At 35.5% G+C, this 24,292-nt stretch carries 24 protein-coding genes and 2 tRNA genes; 24 read left to right on the top strand and 2 right to left on the bottom strand.

Going from position 1 to position 24,292, the window contains the following annotated elements; genetic code table 11:
- The 10 genes from C3E88_RS01185 to C3E88_RS01230 all read left to right on the top strand — a co-directional run.
- Positions 1–370, top strand: a 370-nt coding sequence (locus C3E88_RS01185; protein WP_236908218.1) for an aldehyde ferredoxin oxidoreductase C-terminal domain-containing protein, incomplete at its 5' end; no start/stop codon positions are given.
- A gap of 19 nt (positions 371–389) precedes the next feature.
- A complete protein-coding gene (gene thiS, locus C3E88_RS01190; protein WP_236908219.1) occupies positions 390–581 on the top strand; it encodes a sulfur carrier protein ThiS in 192 nt (63 codons plus the stop codon).
- 100 nt (positions 582–681) lie between these two features.
- Entirely contained in the window at positions 682–2,061 is a 1,380-nt protein-coding gene (locus C3E88_RS01195; RefSeq protein ID WP_236908220.1) for a GTP pyrophosphokinase, read from the top strand.
- A 111-nt stretch (positions 2,062–2,172) separates the two neighbouring features.
- Complete coding sequence (gene gltX, locus C3E88_RS01200) at positions 2,173–3,618, top strand: glutamate--tRNA ligase (RefSeq protein WP_236908221.1); 1,446 nt, start codon at positions 2,173–2,175, stop codon at positions 3,616–3,618.
- Positions 3,619–3,663: 45 nt separating this feature from the next.
- Positions 3,664–3,738: transfer RNA gene (locus C3E88_RS01205), tRNA-Gln, on the top strand.
- Between the two features lie 12 nt (positions 3,739–3,750).
- Positions 3,751–3,825 (top strand) — tRNA-Glu (locus C3E88_RS01210).
- A 266-nt stretch (positions 3,826–4,091) separates the two neighbouring features.
- Positions 4,092–5,414 carry a uracil-xanthine permease family protein gene (locus C3E88_RS01215; protein ID WP_236908222.1) on the top strand — a complete coding sequence of 441 codons (1,323 nt, stop codon included), beginning with the start codon at positions 4,092–4,094 and terminating at the stop codon, positions 5,412–5,414.
- Between the two features lie 108 nt (positions 5,415–5,522).
- Positions 5,523–6,521: a helix-turn-helix transcriptional regulator gene (locus C3E88_RS01220; RefSeq protein WP_236908223.1), complete on the top strand. Its 999-nt coding sequence runs from the start codon at positions 5,523–5,525 to the stop codon at positions 6,519–6,521.
- A gap of 153 nt (positions 6,522–6,674) precedes the next feature.
- A complete protein-coding gene (guaD, locus tag C3E88_RS01225) occupies positions 6,675–7,949 on the top strand; it encodes a guanine deaminase (protein ID WP_236908224.1) in 1,275 nt (424 codons plus the stop codon).
- Positions 7,950–8,015: 66 nt separating this feature from the next.
- Entirely contained in the window at positions 8,016–9,689 is a 1,674-nt protein-coding gene (locus C3E88_RS01230) for a PucR family transcriptional regulator (protein ID WP_236908225.1), read from the top strand.
- Between the two features lie 53 nt (positions 9,690–9,742).
- Here the strand turns inward: C3E88_RS01230 and C3E88_RS01235 are convergent, their stop codons facing one another.
- Both C3E88_RS01235 and C3E88_RS01240 read right to left on the bottom strand, forming a co-directional pair.
- The gene (locus C3E88_RS01235; protein WP_236908226.1) at positions 9,743–10,438 is read right to left on the bottom strand and encodes a cyclase family protein; all 696 of its coding nucleotides are present in this window, start codon (positions 10,436–10,438) and stop codon (positions 9,743–9,745) included.
- A gap of 181 nt (positions 10,439–10,619) precedes the next feature.
- Positions 10,620–11,498, bottom strand: a complete 879-nt coding sequence (locus tag C3E88_RS01240) for a LysR family transcriptional regulator (protein WP_236908227.1) — start codon at positions 11,496–11,498, stop codon at positions 10,620–10,622.
- A gap of 569 nt (positions 11,499–12,067) precedes the next feature.
- On the opposite strand from C3E88_RS01240, the gene C3E88_RS01245 reads away from it, so the two are divergent.
- The 14 genes from C3E88_RS01245 to C3E88_RS01310 all read left to right on the top strand — a co-directional run bounded on the left by C3E88_RS01245 (position 12,068) and on the right by C3E88_RS01310 (position 24,238).
- Positions 12,068–13,129 (top strand): NCS2 family permease, encoded by a 1,062-nt coding sequence (locus C3E88_RS01245; RefSeq protein ID WP_236908228.1) that lies wholly within the window; start codon positions 12,068–12,070, stop codon positions 13,127–13,129.
- Positions 13,130–13,178: 49 nt separating this feature from the next.
- Positions 13,179–13,772, top strand: a complete 594-nt coding sequence (locus C3E88_RS01250; RefSeq protein WP_236908229.1) for an isochorismatase family protein — start codon at positions 13,179–13,181, stop codon at positions 13,770–13,772.
- A 289-nt stretch (positions 13,773–14,061) separates the two neighbouring features.
- Positions 14,062–15,660, top strand: a complete 1,599-nt coding sequence (locus C3E88_RS01255; RefSeq protein WP_236908230.1) for a dihydroorotase — start codon at positions 14,062–14,064, stop codon at positions 15,658–15,660.
- Positions 15,661–15,747: 87 nt separating this feature from the next.
- Positions 15,748–16,350, top strand: a complete 603-nt coding sequence (locus C3E88_RS01260) for a cysteine hydrolase family protein (RefSeq protein WP_236908231.1) — start codon at positions 15,748–15,750, stop codon at positions 16,348–16,350.
- A 139-nt stretch (positions 16,351–16,489) separates the two neighbouring features.
- Positions 16,490–17,047 carry a UbiX family flavin prenyltransferase gene (locus C3E88_RS01265; protein WP_236908232.1) on the top strand — a complete coding sequence of 186 codons (558 nt, stop codon included), beginning with the start codon at positions 16,490–16,492 and terminating at the stop codon, positions 17,045–17,047.
- Positions 17,048–17,064: 17 nt separating this feature from the next.
- On the top strand, positions 17,065–18,417 hold the full coding sequence (locus C3E88_RS01270) for a UbiD family decarboxylase (RefSeq protein WP_236908233.1): 1,353 nt from the start codon (positions 17,065–17,067) through the stop codon (positions 18,415–18,417).
- A gap of 15 nt (positions 18,418–18,432) precedes the next feature.
- Positions 18,433–18,696, top strand: coding sequence for a BMC domain-containing protein (locus C3E88_RS01275; protein ID WP_236908234.1), 264 nt, complete (start codon positions 18,433–18,435; stop codon positions 18,694–18,696).
- A 20-nt stretch (positions 18,697–18,716) separates the two neighbouring features.
- Entirely contained in the window at positions 18,717–19,091 is a 375-nt protein-coding gene (locus tag C3E88_RS01280; RefSeq protein ID WP_236908235.1) for a hypothetical protein, read from the top strand.
- A 20-nt stretch (positions 19,092–19,111) separates the two neighbouring features.
- Positions 19,112–19,495, top strand: coding sequence for a BMC domain-containing protein (locus C3E88_RS01285; protein ID WP_336513048.1), 384 nt, complete (start codon positions 19,112–19,114; stop codon positions 19,493–19,495).
- Between the two features lie 17 nt (positions 19,496–19,512).
- Positions 19,513–19,794, top strand: a complete 282-nt coding sequence (locus C3E88_RS01290) for a BMC domain-containing protein (RefSeq protein ID WP_236908236.1) — start codon at positions 19,513–19,515, stop codon at positions 19,792–19,794.
- Positions 19,795–19,812: 18 nt separating this feature from the next.
- Positions 19,813–20,580 (top strand): hypothetical protein, encoded by a 768-nt coding sequence (locus C3E88_RS01295; RefSeq protein WP_236908237.1) that lies wholly within the window; start codon positions 19,813–19,815, stop codon positions 20,578–20,580.
- Between the two features lie 13 nt (positions 20,581–20,593).
- Entirely contained in the window at positions 20,594–20,866 is a 273-nt protein-coding gene (locus C3E88_RS01300; protein ID WP_236908238.1) for a EutN/CcmL family microcompartment protein, read from the top strand.
- A 76-nt stretch (positions 20,867–20,942) separates the two neighbouring features.
- Positions 20,943–22,754: an adenine deaminase gene (gene ade, locus C3E88_RS01305; protein ID WP_236908239.1), complete on the top strand. Its 1,812-nt coding sequence runs from the start codon at positions 20,943–20,945 to the stop codon at positions 22,752–22,754.
- A gap of 191 nt (positions 22,755–22,945) precedes the next feature.
- Positions 22,946–24,238 carry an NCS2 family permease gene (locus C3E88_RS01310; RefSeq protein WP_236908248.1) on the top strand — a complete coding sequence of 431 codons (1,293 nt, stop codon included), beginning with the start codon at positions 22,946–22,948 and terminating at the stop codon, positions 24,236–24,238.
- Positions 24,239–24,292 lie beyond the last annotated feature (54 nt).

Consider the following 24,292-nt stretch of genomic DNA (forward strand, 5'->3'; position numbering starts at 1 on the left):
CTGTCTATGCCAGTTTGTGTGGGGACCATCCTGGGAATTATATGGCCCGAAGGATGTAGTTGAATTTGCTAAAGTGGCTATTGATTGGGATACATCTATTCATGAGTTGATGCTTATTGGAGAGAGAAGGATAAACATGATGAGGTACTTTAATGCTCAGGCTGGATTTGACAAAGAGGACGACTATCTTCCAGAAAGATTGTTTGAACCTTTTAAAGAGGGACCATCTAAAGGGGTAGCCATGGATAGAGAAAAATTTGATGAAGCATTGATTACCTATTATAATATAGCTGGATGGGATCAGGAAACTGGTAATCCTACAGAGGGAACGCTTAAGAGACTTTCTTTAGGATGGCTATTGGAAGAATAGGTATACACGAGGTGAGAAGGTGATCGTAAATGGTAAGAAAAGGGATATAGAACCAGGGACTACTATAGAGGAACTAATCCAAACCATGGGTCTTCCAAAAAATATTGTGGTGGTAAAAGTAGATGGGAAAAAAATCCCCAAAGATAAATACCATATAGAACTTGATGATAATAACAATATAGAAATATATAGTTTGATCGGTGGAGGGTAGAAATAGAAAACGGTGCTAAGCACCGTTTTTTTATTTTTATCTGTGGTATAATATATAATGGGTGTGTATAAGAGCCAAATATTTAAAGGGGGCCTTACATATGCGTTTAGAGATATTTGATTTTATCGATGATACAATTCAATTGGTGGATAGCTATGAAGACATTCTTCATGAAGGCAGCAAGGAATTAGAGGATTTTTTTGAAGAAATGTTTTTAGGCTATGACAATGTATTAAACATCACTTCTAGAGTCAAATCATCTATGAGCTTAAAGGAAAAAATACTAAGACATGACTTTTATTTAAAATACAAATCACCGGAAACTCTTCTTGAAAACCTGTCAGATCTAATAGGCGTAAGAATAGAATGTAGATTTATCGAAGATGAAAAGGATGTATACAATAAATTACTTGAACTGTTCAATCTTTCCCAAGAACAAGAAAAAGGCTATTATTATAATGAAAAGAAACCTAATGTGTTATTAAAACTAGATGGAGACCAACCCCAATTACAGAAAAATGGATTTGATATATATAAAGTAGATGGAAAGTACATAAATGGAGATAATGCCATTAATTTTGAATTACAGATTCAGTCTCTTGTAAATGTATTTTGGGGGGAAGTAGAGCACAAGGTATTGTATAAGAACTATAAGTATCTGCTTACAGAGGATCTATTTAAGGATGTAATGTATTCTTTAAGGGAAAATTTGAATATGATTGACGGACAGCTTATGATACTGTACAATCACCTACGAGATATGGATGAATCCAATGAGGAAAAGAGAAGAGAACAGTTGGAGGCCCTTTTATCCAAGATAATATATGAGATATATTCGGAGAAGACCAAGGAGGAGTTTGGGTTTGTGGTAGACTATAGGAAGACCTGTGATGTAATAGTATCCTATGTTTTAAAAAAGAATGGCTCCTGTAAAAAGAACAACTACAACACCGTATTTATACAGGTTTTAGAAAGACTATATCAAATTGAAGACAAGGAGATACATTTTGATAGATATATTGAGTTTGAAAGGGAAATAAACTATGAGGATGAATTCTGTAGAAGAATCGGGGAAGGGATTTTGGAGATAATAAACAAGGATTTTAAGTGGAATTTGTTTTTTAAGATAATATTTCAAATAGAAGTAGGAAATAATGCGGAAGCCTTTGAAGGATTTTTAGTATTTTTGAGGGATAGATTTCTCAACAATTTGAAAGAAAATGAAGCATTGAACACTAGATTTAGCCATAGGGAAAGAGAAGAGATCATAGTTTATATTATGGATCTTATTACAAAAAGCTTTATGGAAAATAGGGAGATAGAGTTTATCAATGATGATAATATTGACTGTATAAATAGAAAGATAAATATTACCTTAAATAAGATTACCAACTATGAAATGTGGCAGGAAAATATCAACTATTTTACCGATGAACTTTTGATGAAATTAAAAATTGATTCATCTGTTCCTAAGGCATAATAGCATAGGCCCAAGGGGTTGTCCCTTGGGCCTAAATAATTATTTAATCAAAAGCTTTAAAAGTGATATAATAAGCTATAAGATTAATTTAATAGGAAGGGAGTCTTTTCAGTGGAGGATATTAGAGTTAGATTTGCTCCTAGTCCAACAGGATATTTACATATAGGTGGAGCAAGGACAGCACTTTTTAATTATTATTTTGCTAAAAGAAATAAGGGAAAATTCATCCTTAGAATAGAGGATACAGATAGGGATAGGCTTAAGGAGGATTCTGTAGAACAGATACTTTCAAGTATGAAATGGTTAGGTATGGATTGGGATGAAGGACCAATTTATCAATCGGACAGATTGGATATATATAGAAAAGAAGTACAAAGGCTATTAGATGAAGGAAAGGCTTATTATTGCTTTTGTACTGAGGCGGATATTGAAAAGGATAGAGAAAAGCAGCGAAAATTAAGATTGCCCTTTAGGTATTCAGGTAGGTGCTTGAATCTTACGGAAGAAGAGGTAGAGAAGAATCTAAGAGAAGGTAAGCCCTACGTAGTTCGAATCAAAACTCCAAGGGAAGGTACTACGGAGGTAGAGGATATGATTAGAGGCAAGGTGTCCTTTGATAATAGTCAAATGGATGATTATATTATCTTAAAATCCAACGGCATAGCTACTTATAATTTTGCTTGTGTAGTAGACGATTATCAGATGAAGATCACCCATGTCATAAGGGCAGAGGAGCATCTATCCAATACGCCTAAACAGGTGCTGATGTACAGGGCCTTAGGATATGATATACCACAATTTGCCCATATTTCCATGATCCTTGCCCCAGATAGGAGTAAGTTGAGTAAAAGACATGGGGCTACTTCAGTAGAGGAGTTTAGGGAAAAGGGATATATAAATGAAGCTTTAGTCAACTATCTTACTTTACTAGGTTGGTCTCCAGGTGAGGATGAGGAGATATTCCGTATGGAAGACACCATAAATAAATTTTCCCTAGATAAGGTATCCAAAACCGCTGCTATATACGATGTAGAGAAGCTTACTTGGATGAATGGAGTTTACTTAAGGGAGCTGGATTTAGATTATATTACTAAGGAAGCCATACCTTTTATAATAGAAAAAGGGTTGATAGAGGAAGATGATGTTGAAGAGAATTACGAGTATATCAAAAGGGTGGTAGATGCTGTAAGAGAAAAGGTAAAACTACTTCCAGAAATAGCTGATGCTAGTGAATACTTCTTTAAGGATATTGAGGGATATGACCCTAAGGGAGTTAAAAAAAGGTTTAGGAAGGAAGGAGTTGCTGAAATTCTGGAAGAAGGTAAAGTCGTATTAGCTAAAGCTCCATCCTTTGATGTGGAAACGGTGGAAAAGGTCTATAGGGATTTGATCGATGAATTGGGAATAAAGGGTGGAGATATTATCCATCCTACTAGATTAGCTATATCGGGAAGAACGGTAGGGCCTGGACTTTTCGATATTATATCTGTATTAGGGAAAGAGGCATGTATAGAGAGGATAGATAGGGCTATAGATTTTATTAATAAAAACTGTTGAAATCTGTAGCAAATAGGAGTATAATAGATATTGTTCAAAGGTAGTTCCGGGATTGTGTAGCTGGTAGCACCTGTGACTCTGGATCACATAGCCTAGGTTCGAATCCTAGTCCCGGAGCCAATTCAATACTATGGCCCTATGGTCAAGCGGTTAAGATATCGCCCTCTCACGGCGAAGTCAGGGGTTCGATTCCCCTTGGGGCTACCAAAAATAACAAACTCTGCTTTTGGTCTATGGACTAAAGGCAGAGTTTTTTTATACAAAAAATAAAAATACCCCTTAAATCTTTGTGAAATATTCACAATATTGATAATTGGCACATATATAGGGTAGGGAAGCATTTGCACTGTAAGAAAAAGCAAAATAATAACAAAATGAGGAAGTGGGGTAAGAAAAATTTATATGAAAATAACAAAGGTATTTGTTTTTTTTTGTAGAAGTATATTTGCAGATAACTTTTAGGAGGGATGAATATGTCTAGTGAAAATTTAGAACAAACGCAAGGTTCAGAATTAATCTATGGTATTGATGACAAACCACCTTTGAGGTTAGCAATACCTCTAGCCATTCAACATATTATGGCAGCTTTTAGTGGTATTGTTGCAGTACCCCTTGTAGTAGGACAGGCTATAGGCTTATCAGTAGAGGAAATGGCCTTCATGGTAAGTGCTACATTGTTTGTATCAGGTATAGCTACTTTTATTCAAGTTTATGGTATTGGCAAGGCAGGCTCTAGATTACCTTGTATGATGGGTACAGACTTTACCTTTGTTGGGCCCGGTATTGCCGTGGCAAGTGCTTTTGGATTGCCAGGATATTTTGGAGCTACTTTGGCTGGCTCGTTTTTAGAAATAATTTTAAGTAGATTTATAAAACCATTGAGGAAGTTCTTCCCACCAGTAGTTACAGGAGTTGTAGTTTCTTTAATAGGGCTTACAATGATACCTGTATCTGTTGATTGGGTTGCTGGAGGAGCAGGAAATCCAGAGTATGGTAATCCTACATTCTTATTATTAGCTTTTATTGTAATGGTAATAATAATTCTATTAAATCAATGGGGAAAAGGCTTTGCCAGTTCTGGTGCTATACTTATAGGTATCATATGTGGTTATTTGATCTCCATACCTATGGGATTGTTAGATGTTACACCGGTAAAGGATGCAGCTTGGATTGCTTTACCAAGACCCTTTAAGTTTGGAATAGAGTTTCATTGGTCAGCTATATTAGCCTTTATTCCAGCTTATCTGGTTACCACAATTGAAACGGTAGGAGATTTAATGTCCGTTGCTAATGCTAGTGAGCATGAGATAACTGGAGAGGAATTGTCCGGCGGTGTATTAGCTGATGGTATTGGAAGTTTCATAGCTGGTATATTCAATGCTGGCCCAAATACTTCTTTCAGTCAAAATGTTGGAATCATACCTCTTACAGGTGTAGCCAGTAGATTTGTTGTAGTTGTAGCTTCAATAATACTGATTTTATCAGGTATATTTCCTAAATTAGGAGCATTGGTAGCTATAATGCCAAACCCTGTTTTAGGTGGAGCTGGAATTATGATGTTTGGTATGATTGCTGTTGGTGGATTTAAACTATTGCAAGATGTAGATTTAAATAGAAGAAATAGTTTGTTAGTAGCAGTATCTATGGGTTTAGGTTTAGCTGTAGTATTTAAACCAGAGATATTGGGCGGGTTCCACCCAACGGTCCAAACTATATTCCAATCAGGAATGACTACTGGGACTATTGCCGCTATAATACTTAATTTGATTCTTCCTGGAAGGGAAATAGAAGAATAGAAATCAATCATCTTTAATATCCACCCCATTTTGCTACTAAAATAGTAAAATGGGGTTTTTTTGAAATTCTTATGAGCAATAGGTAAACTATTATATGAGGTGATCTATATGGCTAATGTACCAAATACTAAATTAAGATTACTCCATGTATTGGATATATTGAACAAGAAAACAGATGAGGGTAATATCCTAACCTCTAATGATATAGTAAGAGAATTAGAAGATAGAGGATTGACAGGAGAGAGACGCTCAGTTATTAGGGATATTAATACTTTAATAGAGTATGGATATGATATTTGCCCATTTGAAGAAAACAATATTGGATATTATATGAGAAGTAGACTTTTTGAAGAGGAGGAAATAAAGATATTAATCGATTCGGTAATAGCCTTTAAGGCATTATCTCCAAGGAAGACTAGGCAGTTGATAAAAAAATTACTTAGCCTATCTAGCAATAGATTTGCCAAAAAAACTATGGGTAACCTATATATTGATTCCAAAGGAAAATCCGAAAATGAATGTGTATATTACAATATAAATATGATAGAAGAGGCTACTAGTAAGGATAAAAAGATAAGTTTTAAATATTTGACCTATGACATAAATAAGGAGCAGAAGTTTAGAAAAGAAGGAGAAGATTACATAGTAAGCCCCTATGCATTGGTGTGGAGGGATGATAATTATTATCTAATAGGGGTTCACGATAAGTATTCTAATATTTCTCACTATAGAGTCGATAGGATAAATCAGGTAAAGATACTAGATGAAAATAGGAAGTTGGCACAGCATATGGAATCTATAGAAGATTTCAACGTAACTAAGTATATGGATTCAACCTTCAATGTATTTACCGGCGAAGAGGAACGGGTAATGATTAGATTTACTAATGACTTATTAAACGCCATTATAGATAAATTTGGAGTAGATGTAACTATGTTTCCTAAAGATGATGGACATAGTATTATCATAGCCGATGTGTTGGTAAGCGAAGGCTTTATATCTTGGATACTTCAATTTGGTGGCAAGGTTCAGCTATTAGAACCAGCAGAGCTTAGAGATGAAGTGAAGGAAAGGATATTGGAATTGAATAAGGCTTATGGAATGTAGGGGAATATTACAGAATTATTACAAATAACTATCAAAAACGGTGCCTGGCACCGTTTTTGATAGTTATTTGATTTGTATATATTTTATATATATTTGTGAGTTGTTTAATAGATATAATATATTTGAATAAGCTAAATTTAAGGAGTGATATATGTGAGTAAAATAATATTAAAAGGGAATATAGTGTATACCCCTACTAAGGACAAGTTTGAAACTTATGAAGACTCCTATATAGTAGCGGAAAATGGGAAGGTAGTAGGAATATATGAAGAATTAGCTGATGAATTTAAGAATTATCCTATTAAAGATTATACAGGAAAGATGATAATACCAGGATTTGTAGATTTACATCTTCATGCTCCCCAATATCCTAATAGAGGATTGGGCTTAGATAAGGAGCTTATCCCTTGGCTTGACACCTATACTTTTCCTGAGGAAGGAAAGTATGGAGATACGGAATATGCGAAGAAGGTGTACTCTAAACTAGTTAAGGATTTATGGCGGGAAGGTACTACCCGTTCAGTGATATTTAGTAGCATTCATACGGAAAGTACCAAACTATTGATGGATATGCTTATGGAGGCAGGGCTGGGAGCTTATGTAGGTAAGGTAAATATGGATAGGAATACTACCCCTGAGCTTACAGAGGATACTCAAAGGTCTATAGTGGAGACGGAGGAGATTATATTAGAATATAAGGGCAAATCTAGCCTTGTAAAGCCTATAATTACCCCAAGGTTTGTGCCTACTTGTTCGGTAGAGCTTATGAGAGGTCTAGGCAAATTGGCTGTTAATCATGGCATTCCCGTTCAATCCCATTTAAGTGAAAACACATCTGAAGTAGAGTGGGTTAGGGAATTGCATCCAGAATTACCGGACTATGCATCTGTATATAATGAGTATGGATTATTTGGTCAGACCAATACTATCATGGCTCATTGTATATATAATACAGAAGATGAAATCGACTTGATGGCAGGAAATGGAGTGTTTGCAGCCCACTGTCCTTATTCTAATTACAACTTATCTAGTGGAATAATGCCAGTGAGGAAGTTTTTAGATAAGAATGTACCAGTAGGTTTAGGATCGGATATATCTGGAGGGAATAGTTTAAGCATACCTAGTGTTATGGCAGCAGCTATACAAGCCTCTAAGATGAAATGGTTGGAGACTGGAAAGGCGTTACAGCCTTTGACTAGTTCAGAAGCTTTTTTCCTAGGAACTAAAGGGGGAGGAGCATTCTTTGGGAAGGTTGGTAGTTTTGAAGAAGGATATGAATTAGATGCATTGGTAATAGATGATTCTTCTCTAATGTGTGGAGATGAAATATCATTAGAAGAGAGGATACAGAAGTTTATATATATTGGAGACGATAGAAATATTATCCATAGATATGTACGAGGCAATGAAGTGTGTGAACCTAAGTAGACATAATTTTTTCCCTATGTTATAATTTTTGTGATGGCTATGAATAAATAGGGGAGTAGGTGTAATATGTCTAGACAAAATGGAATTAGTGTTGAAGATATGATGGGTCTAGAGGTAATGGGCGATTCTAAATTGATTGCAGGTTTTAAGGGTATTAGAAATACCATATCTAGAGTGAATATAATGGCGGATCCAGATATAATGGATTGGGTCCAAGAAGGGGAGTTTCTGTTAACTACTGCTTATTTTTTTGAAAAGGATAATGTGGAGGCCCAGAAAAAACTAATAAAAGAATGTTCTAAAAGGCATTTAGCTGGAATAGGTATAAAGGTTTCCCCTTATTTAGATTCCCTTTCTAAGGAGGTTTTGGATCTAGCCGATGAGTTGAGTTTTCCTTTGATAGACGTTCATCAGTCAATACCATTATCCGATATTATGATGGATGTTTTTAAGGAAGTATTTAACAAACAAGCCTCCCTATTGGAGAGGATAGAAAAGGTTCACGAACAGTTTATGGCAGTAATGCTTGAAGGCAATGGAGCAGAAGAAGTAACTCAGGTAATTCACGATAATATAAAGAATCCAGTCATTTTGAGTTTAAACTTTTCAAATCAGACATATAAAAAATTAGGTGAGGTAAATGAAGGATTAAAAACCGAGTTTTTAACCGATGTAAAGGAATTTTATGATCCAAATGATGGAAGAAGCAAGCTAAAAAGATTAGATGAGGACAGAGTCATTATTGGGGGTAAATTTGTGGACAGGATGATCATGCCTATTGTCCTTAAAGACAATGTATATGGTCACATATTTACCTGGTCTACCAATACACCTTTAGGTGGATTTGATTTATCTATAATCGAGTCTGCTGCAACTACCATTGCATTAGCCGTATTGCAGGAGTTAACTGTAAAAGAAGTGGAGATAAGGTATAGGTCTGAGTTCTTTGAGGATTTGATTTCAGCAGATCCAAAAAGAAAGCGAAAAGCTTTAGAAAGAGCCCACTTTTTCAATTTAAACCCAAATGATCATTATATTATAGAAGTAATGAGTCTTAAACTGAGGTTTGAAGATGAAAATGATGACGAATATTTATTTGAGTATTTACAGGATTATGTAAATACTATGGTTACTATTATTGAGGATATAATGGGATATTTAAATTTAAGCGGTATAGTAGCTACCAAACTTAATGGAGTTCAGGTATTGTTAGGATTTGAAGAGGAAAGCATAATCGAAGATAGATTGAATAATTTTAACAATAGAGTAATGGAAGCTTTAGATGAAAAGTTCAACAATATGGAAGTAAAGATAGGAGTAGGTAGAGTTTACGAAGGTCTAGACAATGTAAATAAAAGCTTTTCAGATGCAGTTAAAACCATTAGAACAGGTAAAGCTATCATCGATAAGGAGATAATCACTTTTGACGAGTTGGGAATATTTAAGATACTATGTCAGGATTTTTTAACAGAGGAGTTAGAGGATTTTTACAATACTACTTTGAAACCTTTGGTAGATTATGATGGTAAGAAGTCTACAGAGTTGGTAAAGACTTTAGAAGCTTATTTTGAACACAATGGAAATTTAACTAGGATGTCGGAAAATTTATATACCCATTATAATACTATTTTATATAGGATTAACAGAATAAATGAGATTACAGGCATGGATTTAGATGATCCTAATGATAGATTGAATTTGGAAATTGCATTGAAGATCAGAGAGTTGTTGACTAAATAATTAGTATAAATCCCTGGTGGAAAACCTTTCCGCCAGGGATTTGTATTTTGATATTATTCTTCTACCAAAGCTACTGCCCTAATTGGTGAACCTGAGCCATCTCTAATCTTTAGAGGAAGTCCAATGTATAAAAATCTTTGGTTGACTACCTTGTCTAGATTACATAGGTTCTCTGTATTTGTAATATTGTATTCCCCACATACTAAGTGTCCAGAGAAATTAATATCATCTGGGGTTAAATCTATGGCTGGTGCGTCAACGCCAATATTCATTACTCCTTGTTCAGCTAACCATTTGGCGCCTTCATAGCTTAGCCCAGTATAGTCCGTTTGGAATTTATCTGTTCCGTAGGCTCTATCGTGATGTCCTGTATAAAGAAGGACTATATCCCCTTTTCTTATCTCTTGACCAGATTTTCTAACGGCTTCTTCTAAATCCCTTGGTTCGATATAGTTTGGATATCTAACATGAGATACATCAATACAGATGGCGCTACCCCAGAAATGCTCCAAAGGCATTTTGTCGATGGTAGGGCCGCCAGGTTTGAACTCGGATACTCCGTCGCTATGGGTTCCACAGTGCTCAGATATTAGAAGATTTCTAGCTGAAAATCCTAATGTAGGGCTTCCCGTCATCTCCATATTTTCTTCATGGGTCATATTGGTCATTATGAAGGTTCTTTGGTGCATTGGAAATATGGACATACCTTCAAATATTTCCTGTGATAAGTCAATCAATTTTAAAGCCATAATTATACCTCCTTATAAATGTTTCACTTTACATAAATATACCATATTAAATCTAATTATATCTATTAAAATTATAAAACCTATATTAATAATATACAAATTCATCATTATAATTTACCGAAAACATATTAATAATTTTGAAAACCTATTCAAAAACATTTGGCTCATATATTTTTCTTTACTAAATATGTTCTTTTATAAGTTCTATAAGTTCCCTTGTCTTTTTAGTTATATATCTATCTCTTCGATAAACTAATGATATTTGTGACTCAGGAGTTGGTCCTTTTATATTATAATATTTAAGATCCCCTACTACTTTACACATCAAATCTGGAACTATTGATACGCCAACACCAGCTTCTACCATGCACAAAGCAGTTTCAAGATTATAACATTCTACAACTGCTCTAGGTATAAATCCACTTTTTTTACATAAATCATGAGTTACATTATATAAAAACTGTCCTTCTTCCATTATAACAAACGGTGCATCTTTAAATTCAATTAAGTCTACTTCCACTGCATCCTTATTTTGAGGGGAAAAATCTGGAGTTATAGCTAATACTATTTTTTCATCATATAGTGGTTCGCTACAATATTTATATTTGTCCTTATGAGTCAATCCAATGATAAAGTCTAATTTGGAATCTTCTAAGCTTTTTTCTAAATCATTATTGCTTTGTTCAACAATTTGAACAAAACTATTTGGATTCCTCTCCCTAAACAACTTTAATGGATCAGAGAGTATAAAAGAACTAAATTCTGGTAAAATACCTATTTTTAAAGATGAAACTTCCTTGTCTGAAAAATCTTGTAATCTTCTTTCCATATTTTCATAAAGACTTAATACTTGCTTGGACCAGAGAACATATTCTTTTCCTGCATCTGTTAAAGTTAGAGGACTACTACTTCTGTCAAACAATATAACCCCTAGTCTTTCTTCTTCATTTTTTATGGTTTGACTCAATGAAGGTTGTGTTATATATAGTCTTTTAGCAGCTCTCGTAAAATTTCTTTCTTCTGCTACTGTTATAACATATCTAAGTATATTATAATTCATCTTTATTCTCCTTTATAAAATCCTATCTAATAATTTTGCCATAGGTTAAGCCTATGGTTTTCATATGAAATTATATATTGGATTCTATAATATCACAATGCTATAATTAAACCAACAATAATATAAAGTATATTAAGAATATTTTGGAATAAGCCAATAATATAAATTCATATGTTTACTAGTCGACGAATTTATATTAAGTACTAAAATATTATTTACATATTAAATTCTATTTATATGCTATATTTTCAATCATAACAGAATATTGTCATTGCTTTATAGATTCTCATCGGGATTTTAATGGCTTAGGTTTGGTGGTGTTAAAAAAAGATATGAAAACAAACAAAGATAACAAGAAAACGTTTGGAGCGCTATAATAAATTATTAATCAAGGTTTTCATTTTGGTTTGTCCTTCTTTTTCCAATAAATTTAGTTTTTCCTCTTGCTAAAACCATATCAAAAGAGGGGATACAGCCAAATTGATATAAAATATTTATAAATTAGTATTTGGGTGTCTAAATATATCCTTATATTTGACACTACAAACAATTTGAAAGAGGTGTAAATTATGACGTTAAAAGATGTTTTAGCTGCTCTAGCAACGGTTATTAATGGACTTCCCCAAGGGCTTTTAGCTCTTAATTATGGGTTTGGAGCTTTTCCAACCGCATTGGGGTTTCTCCCTGGAATTGTAGGTGTGTTAGCATTCAATCAAGTTGCTCCAATATCGTTCCAAGCTGAATCTATTGTATTAGCAGGGACTCTTGGCAAGGATAAGACTGAAAGGCTTAATATTGTTTTTTATACAGGGGTGATAATGGCGATTATTGGAGGCTTAGGGCTTTTGGAGCCTACTATAGATTTCATTGGTCCTTCAATCCTTAATGGTATGATGGCTGGGGTAGGCATTATACTAGCTAAAGTTGGTATTGATATGTTAAAAACTAATTGGAAGGTAGGTGCTATTTCTTTTGGTTCTGCTATACTAACTTATTTTTTAACTTTTGATTTAGTTTATACGATTATAATAAGTGTATTTTTAAGTTCGGCAATTTGGATTTTGATTAATAGGAATAATAAGAGTGATGAAAAGCAGGAGAAAGTAAATTTAGAGAATGAAAAATTTAAATTGTTAAATTTCAAATTGAATTACAATATCATTAGAAGCACCTTAGCTTTAGTTACATTACAAATTGGTGGGAATATAGCATATGCCAGCATTACAGGTAGTTTGGCTAACTTTAAGACTAATGTTGATTTAGTAACACTTTACTCAGGCGTAGGAGATGCTTTGAGTGCTATGTTTGGTGGGGGCCCTGTTGAAGCAATTATTAGTGGAACAGCTGTAGCACCTAATCCAAAGGCAAGTGGTATTTTAATGATGGCCATTATGATAGTTATTTTACTATCTAGGGTACTTCCAAAGGTTGCCAAATATGTTCCTAATGAATCAATAGCAGGATTTTTATTTGTATTAGGAAGTATAATAGTGTTTCCTAGTAATATTGCTTTGGGCCTTGAAGGGGATCCTGTAATAGCAGGGGTAACAACTATAGTTACATCTGCAACAGACCCATTTTTAGGAATGATATCCGGTATTGTTGTAAGGTTTCTTCTAGGTGGGTTTTAATAGGATATTGATTATAAATAATATAAATTAGAATAAAGGGAGGATTACTATGTCGATAAATAACTTGAACAAAATTAAAAAGGATGATTGTGCTGTAATAATTATAGACATGCAGTATGATTTTATTGCTGAAGGTGCTCCAATAGAGTGCCCTGGTGGAAGGGATATAATTCCAAATGTGCAGAAACTTGCTTCTTGGGCAAGAAAAAATGATATACCTGTAATGTATACACAAGAAATGCATAGGAAACAAAAAGTAGACTTTGGGATGGAACTTGAAAGACATGAACCAGAACATTGTTTAGAGGGTACAAAAGGAGTAGAAATAATTGAAGAATTAAAACCTGAGGAAAATGACTATGTAATAATAAAAAGAAGATATAGTGGTTTTTATCTAACGGATTTAGAGGTTTTATTAAGAGCTTTTAACCGAAATACTTTGATAATTGCTGGAGCTGCAACAAATGTATGCGTGTATGCAACAGCTTTAGATGCACAGCAAAGGGATATGCATGCAGTAGTAGTTTCGGATTGTGTTGCTGGAACCTCAGTAGAATTTCACAAGGCGTTTTTGGATAATATAGATTATGTAGTAGGAGATGTGGCAGATGTAGACACATTGATAAAAACTTTAGATAAATAGAATATATGAGAAAATCTGAAAGCTTGTATCTTGTATAAGGATGATATAGACTTTTAATAATTACAATATACATCCTCTTTAGCCCCAGTTAAAGAGGATGTTTTTTACATACCCTTTGAATAGAAACTTATATGAAAAATATACATATTCATTATATAATACTTACAAAATCTTTTACGGATTTCTTTGTTTAATGCAAAATTTTTATAGTAATCTAACAAGGTTTATTTTTTACCTCTATGATATTATAAATGAAAGATATTCTTAAAATAATAAGGGGGTTTACAAAATGTATGACGTTATAGTCAAAAATGCTAGGATTCCACAAGGTGATGATACCATTTTAACAAACATCCTAATAAAGGATGAAAAGATTGCTGGATTCTTAGACAATGTAGATGGCGTAGATGCAAAAGAGATAATCGATGCTGGCGGTCATTTAACATTACCAGGTTGTATAGATTCACATACACACTTCATGTATCAAGGATTCCCTCATAGAGAGAACTTCTTAACTGGCTCAGCTGCAGCAGCAAGAGGCGGTGTAACTACAGTTATAGATATGCCTTGTTGTTCAGTTCCATCGGCAAGAAGCGTTGAACAATTGAAATTAAAACTAGACTTAGTAGAACCACAAGCCCTAGTAGATTATGCTATGTGGGGTGGAGTTACAGGAGAAGACGTAAGAGAAGGTTGGCTAGACAATGTTCAAGAACAAGCGGATTTTGGTGCTGTTGCTTTTAAGGCATATATGACACCATCAGTACCAACTTATCCAAGGGTTACAGACCCAGAAATGTATGAAGCTTTCAAGGCCGTAGCTAAAACTGGTCTTCCTATAGGAATTCACGCTGAAAACTTTGCTATGTGTGATTTCTATGTAAAGAGATTCCAAGAAGAAGGACGTTTAGATGGTCCAGCTTGGGCAGAAGCTAGAATGGAATTAGCAGAGAAAGTTGCTATCCAATTAGGCATCAGCTTTGCTGAAGACACTGGTGTTAGACTACACATAGTTCATATGAGTACAGGAATTGGTGCTAAATTAGTTGGAGAAGCTAAGACAAGAGGATTAAATGTAACAAGTGAAACTTGTCCACACTACTTAATGTTAAACTACCAAGAAGCTATGACTAAATATGGTCCATGTGCAAAGATTGCTCCTCCTCTAAGAGAGAAGAAGGACAACAAGATGCTATGGGAAGGCTTAAATAACGGTAGCGTAGACTTCATAGCTACAGACCATGCTCCATATGAATTAGAAGCAGAAAAACTTAAAGAAGGTCTAAATATATGGACTGCTTTCCCAGGAATACCAGGAGTAGAAACTATGGTACCTATATTGGTAAGTGAAGGATATAATAAGGGAAGAATCTCCTTAAGTAGATTGGTAGATATATTATCAACTAACGCTGCTAAACACTATGGATTATATCCAAAGAAAGGTGCAATGCATATAGGTTCCGATGCTGACTTTACGATTATAGACCTAGACAAGAGATGGACTATTAATCCTAAGAACGAAGCTACTATGTGTGGATACAATCCACTTGAAGGCATAGAACTAAAGGGTAAAGTAGTTAAGACTGTAGTTCGTGGACACGTAGTATTTGAAGATATAGATGATAGTACATTAGCAAAGATGACTGATGAAGATCTACAAACTATCGTTCACAACTATCCAGAAGGTGTAGAAGAAAGATATCCAGAAATATTCAAGGAATTCCCAAATCTACACAGTAAGGAATACGAAAACAGCTATAGAATAAACCATCCAGAAGTAATAGATGAGCATATTAGAGGAATTAAGGGAATTAAGGTTCAACCAGGATTTGGTAAGTTTGTTAAGAGACAAAGCATCCAAGTTCTACCAAGGACCATTAAATATTAATTTGTTGTTAAGTGTGGCGTAAGGCTGCTTACGCCACGCCTAATAAAATATATGATAGAATAAATAGAGAAAAGGAGTGTTGATTAAATGTCAAGACATGCAATATTAATAATAGACATGTTAAACGATTTTGCTAACGAGAAAGGATCACTTTATTGTCCAGGTGCTGGAAGAATAACTAAGAATCTTCAAGACCTAATGAAATGGGTTAGAGAAAGAGAAGGCGACGATATTCAAATAGTACACATTCAAGAAGCTCACAGGGAAAACGACGCTGACTTTAGAGTTAGACCAGTTCACGCTGTTAGAGGAACTTGGGGATCAGACTTTATAGAAGAACTATATCCTATAGAAGGAGAATATATAGTACCAAAGAGAAGACATAGTGGATTTGCATATACTGACTTAGATCTATACTTAAGAGAAGAAAATATAGATACTGTTGTAGTAACAGGAGTATGGACAAACGTATGTGTTAGAAGTACAGCTACAGACGCACTAGCTAGAGCTTACAGAGTAATAGCTTTAAGCGATGGCTGTGACTCCAAGACAGAAGAAATGCACGAATATGGACTTAAGGACTTAAGCATATTTGCTAAGGTAATGACTATTGACGAATACAAAGATGCTTGGGAAAAAGGTCTGGATCCATGGGAAGGCGGAGGAGACAAAGAAAATAAAGTTGAATAATAAATAAGGTTTAGGGGGGACATTAGTTTAAAATTATGTTAAAATATTGATAAGTAAAGCTTAGGTCCCCCCTATTCAATTGACAATAGATAATTAAGTTGACTATTAATCATCTATTGTTAGAAAGTGAGGATATACCATGAAGATAGTAGTTGGAATATCAGGAGGGAGTGGTTCTATATATGCCATATCTCTTCTTAAAGCATTAAAGGAATTAAATATAGAAACTCACTTGGTAGTAACCACCATGGGAGAGTATGTAACTAATCATGAATGTGGTATAAGCTTAGATGAACTAAAAGGTATGGCTACCTACTTTCATGACAACAAGAACTTTGCAGCTCCCATAGCCAGTGGATCTTTTAAAGTAGATGGCATGGTAGTTCTTCCTTGTTCGATGAAAACCTTATCTAGTGTTGCCAATGGTTTTTCCGATAGTCTACTGACTAGGGCTTGTGATGTAACCCTTAAAGAGGGAAGAAAGTTGATATTAGTTCCAAGAGAAACCCCTCTAAGTCCTATACATCTAGAGAATATGTTAAAATTATCTAGATTGGGAGTTACTATATTTCCACCTAGTCCAGGATTTTATAATCATCCAGAAACCATAGAGGACATAGTTTTAAACATGACGGGAAGAATACTGGATATGATGGGGATTGATAATAATCTAGTTAATCGTTGGAAAGGTCAATAAGGAAAGGAGGGGATAGTTTGGAAAGGCAAATGCTTAGGTATACCTTAGATGAAATGGATAGGATGGGAGCTCTATTAAAATGCGATAGAGAAGTAGACCCGGAATATGAACTAGGAGCAGTACTCAAATATTTTAGGAACAAAAAGCCCATACTATTTAATCGAGTTAAAGGAAGTCCCGTAAAGGTAGCGGGAGGGCTTTATGGAGATAGGGATATAATATACGAACTACTCCATATGAACCATGAAGACCGACTGTTTAGATTTATGGATGCCATTGCAAACCCACAACCCTATAAGGTAGTGGATAGGGGTCCTGTAAAGGAAAACATAATTAGAAGGAACATCGATTTACCTAGGATTTTACCTATTCCTAAATTCCAAGGCAAGGACTCTAGCCAATTTATTACAGCAGGGGTGATGGTAGTAAAGGATCCAGAAACGGGAAAATACTTTACTTCTATAAGGAGACTTCAGGTAAATGGAAGAAATGAGCTTTCAGCCCTTATAGCATCACCAAAGTTAACTAATGATTTTTTAGAATTGGAAAAGCAAAACAAACCCTTAGAAGTAGCTATAATTCTAGGTTATGATGCACCGTTTTTAATGGCAAGTCAAGTACCTTCTGCCACTTACGGAGTAGATAAATACGAGATAGATAGTGCTCTAAGGGGAGAACCTTTGGAATTGGTAAAATGTGAATCGGTAGATCTATTGGTACCAGCCTATGCGGAGATAGTCCTAGAAGGTAGAATAGTGCCTGGTAAGAGGGAACTAGAAGGTCCTTTTGGAGAATTGATGGGTTATTATGGTGCTCAGGCTCCTCATCCAATAATAGAGATAGATACGGTTATGCATAGGAATGATCCTATATTCCAAGGAGCATTTCCTTGTAGAGAAGAGCACGTATCCAATGGACTCATTAGGGAAGTGGAATTATATAATTATTTAAAGAATCAGGTAGATGTAATAGATGTAAATGTAACAGAAGGTGGAGGCTATAGGTTCAACGCCTTTGCATCTATAAACAAACAGAAGGAAGGGGACGGCAAATCTGCTATTATAGCGGCTTTAGGCTCTAATAAGGATTTGAAACAGGTAGTTATAGTAGATGGAGATGTGGATATATTCGATGTTCAGGATATAGAATGGGCTATTACTACTAGAGCTCAAGCCAGCCTAGATATGGTAGTGATCCCTGGTGCATTAGGTTCATCCTTGGAACCATCCCACGATTTAAGAGGGGTGACAGACAAGGTAGGCGTAGATGCAACCAAACCCTTAGGAGAAAAGGCTGTGGAATTTGAAAGAGCTGAGATTCCTGGGTATGAAAATATAGATATAGGTAAGTATTTTCCAAATATAAGATAAAGAAGGTGAGGTAATATGAAAGAAGCTATAGGTATGGTTGAGACCAGGTCTTTGATAGCTGCTATCGAAGCTGCGGATACCATGGTTAAGGCTGCTAGTGTGGAGATTATAGATTTCCAGGTTGTAGGTTCAGGCCTTGTTTCCGTTACCGTATCTGGAGATGTAGGAGCAGTAAAGGCAGCTGTAGAAAGTGGTAAGGTAAGGGCAGCACAAGTGGCAGAAGTAGTTTCAGCCAATGTAATTCCAAGACCTCATGATGAAGTGGATAAAATATTTTGATTTTACGGTGGTGAAATAATATGGTCAACCCATTAGCTAGGGTAGTAATGAATAATGTAGCTAAAAAAACTAACCCTGGTAGAGATAGTGGTTCAAAGGGCAAAATGGACAATTTAAACCTTAAAAAATTGGATACAGTTGCTGGTGAAATAAAAAAGGATTATAAAGGTAATGAGAGAAGCAATGAAAAAACCAGTGATAATGTCAACAGAATTGACAGATCTAATTTTACTAATAAGGTTGGCTCAGAAAAGAAGGTTAGCAATTTAACCCCTAAGGAACAAGGTATGATACAGAACCTGATAAAGGGCGAAAAAGTAGTTAAGGAAAGTAATACTACAGCTACTATGGTAAGCCTAGATGAAATAGCAAAAAGGGTTAAAGGTAGCCGTTAATCTTAGAACGGAGGTGTAGTATGCAAAAGGCATTGGGGCTTATTGAGGCCATAGGACTTACTACTGCAGTGGCTGCATTAGATGCAGCTAGCAAAGCCGCAGATGTAACCTTAATAGGAGTAGAAAAGATTATTGGAGTAGAAAAGGCTGTTGGAGTAAATATCCAAGTTGCTGGAGAAGTGGCTGCAGTAAGGGCTGCCGTAGATGCAGGAGTAGAAGCTGCCAATAGGGTAGGCTTAGTTGCTGCTAGTCATGTGATTCCCAGACCTCATGATGAGGTGGATAAATTGATTGAACAGTTTTCCAAGAATTTAAATAAGGAAGAACAAAAGAAAGAAGAAAAAAAGGATAAAAAAGAAGATAAAAAGGAAGAAAAACCTGAAACAAAAACTAAAAAGAAATAATTTTATAAGGAGGAATAATGATGAGTCAAGCTTTAGGTCTAGTTGAAACAAAAGGATTAGTAGGTTCCATAGAGGCTGCAGATGCTATGGTTAAAGCAGCTAATGTTGCATTAGTATGCTATGAAAAGATAGGTTTCGGTCTTGTAACTGTAATGGTTAGAGGAGATGTAGGGGCAGTTAAAGCAGCAGTAGATGCTGGAGCAGAAGCAGCAAGAGCTGTTGGAGAACTTCACTCAGTACACGTAATACCAAGACCACATGCAGAGGTTGAAAGAGTTATACTAAAACAATATGAGTAATACCTTGGAGTGTTTTAAATGGCTAAAAACAAGATAACCTTAAATGTTTTAGCGGATATTACTAAAAAACTAAATGGAAAGGGTCATATTGACTCGGATAATAAAGCTTTAGTAGTATTTACCGGTTCCAATATAGATTTGGACAAAAAAATAGAAGAATTAAAGGAATTAGAAAGCCATGGTATGAGTTTATCTTTAGCCTTTTCCTTTATGGGAGAGAGGATATTGGATGTGGAAAACATAGTGAACTCCTTAAATCCATTTGAAATATATGGAGAAGAGGATATATTTAGGTTGGAAGAGATTGCAAGTTCCTACTCTAAAGTCATAGGGCCAAATATTACTATGAACACTTTATCCAAGGTGTCTTTAGGAATGGTGGACAGCTTCGTATCCAATATCCTATGGACTTACCTCTATAGGAGTAAGGGTGTATATTTAGACTTTGCTTCGGTAAACAATTATCTTGGCAGACCAACTGAAAACAAAGGGATAAGTAAGCAAATAGAGAATCACATTAACAACTTAAAGGATATGGGAGTTGTAGAGATTGAAGAAGGCAATTATCTAGATAGGATAGTAGGCATTAAAACTGAGCAGGATATCCCTAGTGTTAAAGAGATTGGGAACAAGAACTATACTTCTAAACAGGTGATAACGGAAAGGGATCTAGTAGAACTTTCCCCAAAAGGTAAGGCTTTGATATTGCCTAAAGGGAGTATTGTAACTCCTTTGGCGAGGGATAAGGCTAGAGAATTAGGCATTGATATTGAAATAGAAGGATAGGGGGCGGATTAAATTGTATATAGGAAAAGTGATTGGAACGGTAGTAGCAACTAGAAAAGACGAAAACTTAGTAGGGACAAAGCTAATGATTACCCAGCCCCTAAATATGGATTTAAAACCTATAGGAGAACCATTGATTGCTGTAGATACAGTAGGAGCAGGTATTGGCGAGCTGGTATTATACAGTAAAGGTACTGCTGCTCGAATTGCAGCTAGAAAGATGGATTCTCCCATAGATGTTTCTATTGTAGGTATAATAGATGAAATGGATGTTCATGATGGTTAATGGGACAGTAGGAATAGTTCCCCATGCCCCAAACAACTGTGATATGTGAATTGTATAAAGGGAAAGGAGGAATAACTTGGATACAAAATATATTAAGATGGCAATGGAGTATAGGAATCTAATAGATGTATTGATGAGCGACAAGGAATTTGCTGATGTTGTCCTATACGATGGTGAAGTGGTAAATGTTATCACTAGAGAAGTTTATAAAGCCGATATTGCCATTAAAGGTGAATATATAGCATTAGTAGGAGATTGTAGAGATTTAATCGGACCAGATACATTGGTAATAGATGTTAGAGGAAAGTATCTATCCCCAGGTTTCATAGATTCTCATATGCATTTTGAGTCCAGTATGCTTACTATAACGGAATTTTCCAGGCTTTCAATTCCATCAGGCACTACTACCCTAGTAGCAGATCCTCATGAGATAGGCAATGCTTTAGGAGCTGTTGGTATGAAGGCTATGGCTGACGAGATAGATTCGGTACCTAATAAAGTTAAATTAGTAGTACCAGCATTGACTCCAGATTGCCCAGACTTAGAGACTGCTGGAGTAGATATTACATCGAAAGATATGGAAGATTTGCTAAATTACAAACATATAATAGGAATAGGTGAGCTACAAGGGTTTAGTAATGTAAAGCATGTTTATAGAAATACACCTGAGATAGTTACAGACCTAGTGGCTTCGACTATGTATGCTCGCTCCAAGGGTATGGTAGTAGATGGAAATGCGCCAGAACTATTTGGTAATGAATTGGCAGCTCATATTATATCTACAGGAGGAAGATGTTCCTGTCATGAGACTACTACCAAGGAAGAAGCTATGGAGAAGTTGAGACAAGGAGTGTACCTATTTATGAGGGAAGGCTCTACTCAGAAGAATATGGCTGAGTGTATTAGAGCTGTAACTGAAGAAGGCATGGATTCTAGAAGATGTATACTAGCTACTGATGATATGGTAGCAGCTGACCTAGAAACTCTAGGTCATATGAATGAAATTGTACGAAGAACTATTAGACAAGGTGTAGATCCAGTTGAAGCTATACAGATGGTTACTATAAACCCAGCTACCTACTTTGGTCTTGACCATGTAGGAGTACTAGCTCCTGGCAAGGCAGCAGATGTGGTAGTTATAGATGACTTAAATGAGATGACTGTAGATGGAGTATTTATAGATGGTAAACTAGTAGCTTCAAAGGGTGAACTTCTAATAGATCTACCTAAATACACTTACCCACCAGAGGTGAAAAACTCTGTAAGGATTGATCCAATAACTGAAAAGGATCTACAAATAGAAGCTGAAGGAACAACAGCGAGAGTTAGATGTATAGAAGTAATACCAGATCAAAACTTAACAGGAAAATTAGAAGAAACAGTAAAAGTACACAATGGAGTCGCTGAACCTGATGTGTCTACCGATACTTTAGGAATAGCTTGTGTAGAAAGATATGGCAGGACAGGAAATATTGGCAAGGCTTTTGTAAAAGGCTTTGGCATGAGGGATGGAGCTTTTGCTGAATCCGTAGGCCACGACACCCACAATATAATGGTAGTTGGTACCAACTATAGGGATATGACTTTAGCTGTAAATCAAGTTATAGAAATGGGTGGAGGATTAGCTATAGCCAATAGAGGTAGAGTATTAGGGGAGATGAGATTACCAGTAGGTGGACTAATAACTGACGAACTAACAGGCCATGAAGTTAGCGAAAAGATTGCAGAACTAGAGAGAATAGTTGATGAAGAATTAGGTTGTAAAATACACGCACCATTTATGCATCTATCATTCCTAGCATTATCTACATCGCCTATATGGAAGATTACCGACAAAGGCCTTGTAGATGTAAACAATTTTGAAATTCTTTCCCCAGTAATTGAGTAGAATATATTGCAATTTAAATGAGCATTTAATTAAGGTCTTGGTATAGGACGGTAAATGGGACAGGGGGACCGTCCCTACTGTCCACCAGATCTTCATTAAATATATATTTTATGAAAGGAGGATAGTGTTTTAAAAAATCAAATTTAAGGGGGATTTATATGTCTAGTAAAGCAGAAGGTAATAATGGATTCTTGGAAAGACGTTTTAAGCTTAGCGAGCATGGCACCGACGCTAAGACGGAAATTTTTGCTGGGATTACTAGTTTTATGACTATGGCTTATATATTAATAGTCAATCCTAGCATATTATCAGAAGCGGGAATGGATTGGGGTGGAGTATTTACCGCCACAGCTGTATCTGCAATAATAGCTACACTGATAATGGCCTTTTATGCCAACTATCCTTTTGTATTAGCACCAGGTATGGGGCTTAATGCATTCTTTACTTATTCTGTTGTTTTAGGGATGGGAAAATCTTGGCAATTTGCACTCACAGCAGTATTTTTAGAAGGGATTATATTTATATTACTTTCAGCATTTAAAGTAAGAGAAGCTATATTTGACGCAATTCCTATGAATTTAAAAAAGGCAGTATCCGTAGGTATTGGACTATTCATTGCACTGATTGGTTTTGTAAACGCTGGAATAATAGAAACTGGAGATGGCACTATATTAGGACTAGGGGATTTAACAACCAAAGGACCACTTTTGGCACTATTAGGTTTACTTATAATGGGAGTATTGTTAGCTAAAAATGTTAAGGGAGCTTTATTGATTGGAATATTAGCAGCTACTATAATAGGTATTCCAATGGGAATAACTGAGCTTCCAGGCGCAGTGTTTAAAGCACCACCATCTGTATCCCAAGTAGCTTTTCAGTTTGAATGGGAAAACATATTCTCATGGGAGATGTTAGTAGTAGTATTTACCTTCTTATTTGTTGACGTATTCGATACAGTAGGAACTCTAGTAGGGGTAGCTTCTAAGGCAGATATGTTAGATGAAGAAGGCAAACTTCCAAAAGTTAGCCAAGCTTTAATGGCAGATGCTGTAGGTACTGTAGCAGGTGCTTGTCTAGGAACTAGTACAGTAACTACCTATGTAGAGTCTGCTTCAGGAGTAGCTGATGGTGGAAGGACTGGTCTTACAGCATTATCTGCAGCAGGGATGTTTTTCTTAGCATTATTCTTCTCACCAGTATTCGGAATGATACCAGGAGAAGCAACAGCACCAGCTCTTATTTTAGTAGGATTATTCATGATGAGCCCAATCAAGGAAATAGATCTAGAAGATTTTACAGAAGCAATACCAGCATTTTTAACTATAGTTATGATGCCTTTTGCCTATAGTATTGCAGAAGGTATAGTATTCGGTATGGTATCCTATGTATTATTAAAATTAATAACTGGCAAAAGAGAGGACATATCTGGTGTTATGTATGTATTGGCCATACTATTCATATTGAAAAATATAGCCGGTATATAAACAAATAAACACAAGCCGCCTTCCGAAGGAGCTTCCAGAGGGAGGCGGCATTTC

The sequence above is a fragment of the Clostridium sp. Cult3 genome (assembly GCF_021655115.1).
In the GTDB taxonomy this organism is placed as follows: Bacteria; Bacillota; Clostridia; order Tissierellales; family Tepidimicrobiaceae; genus PPXY01.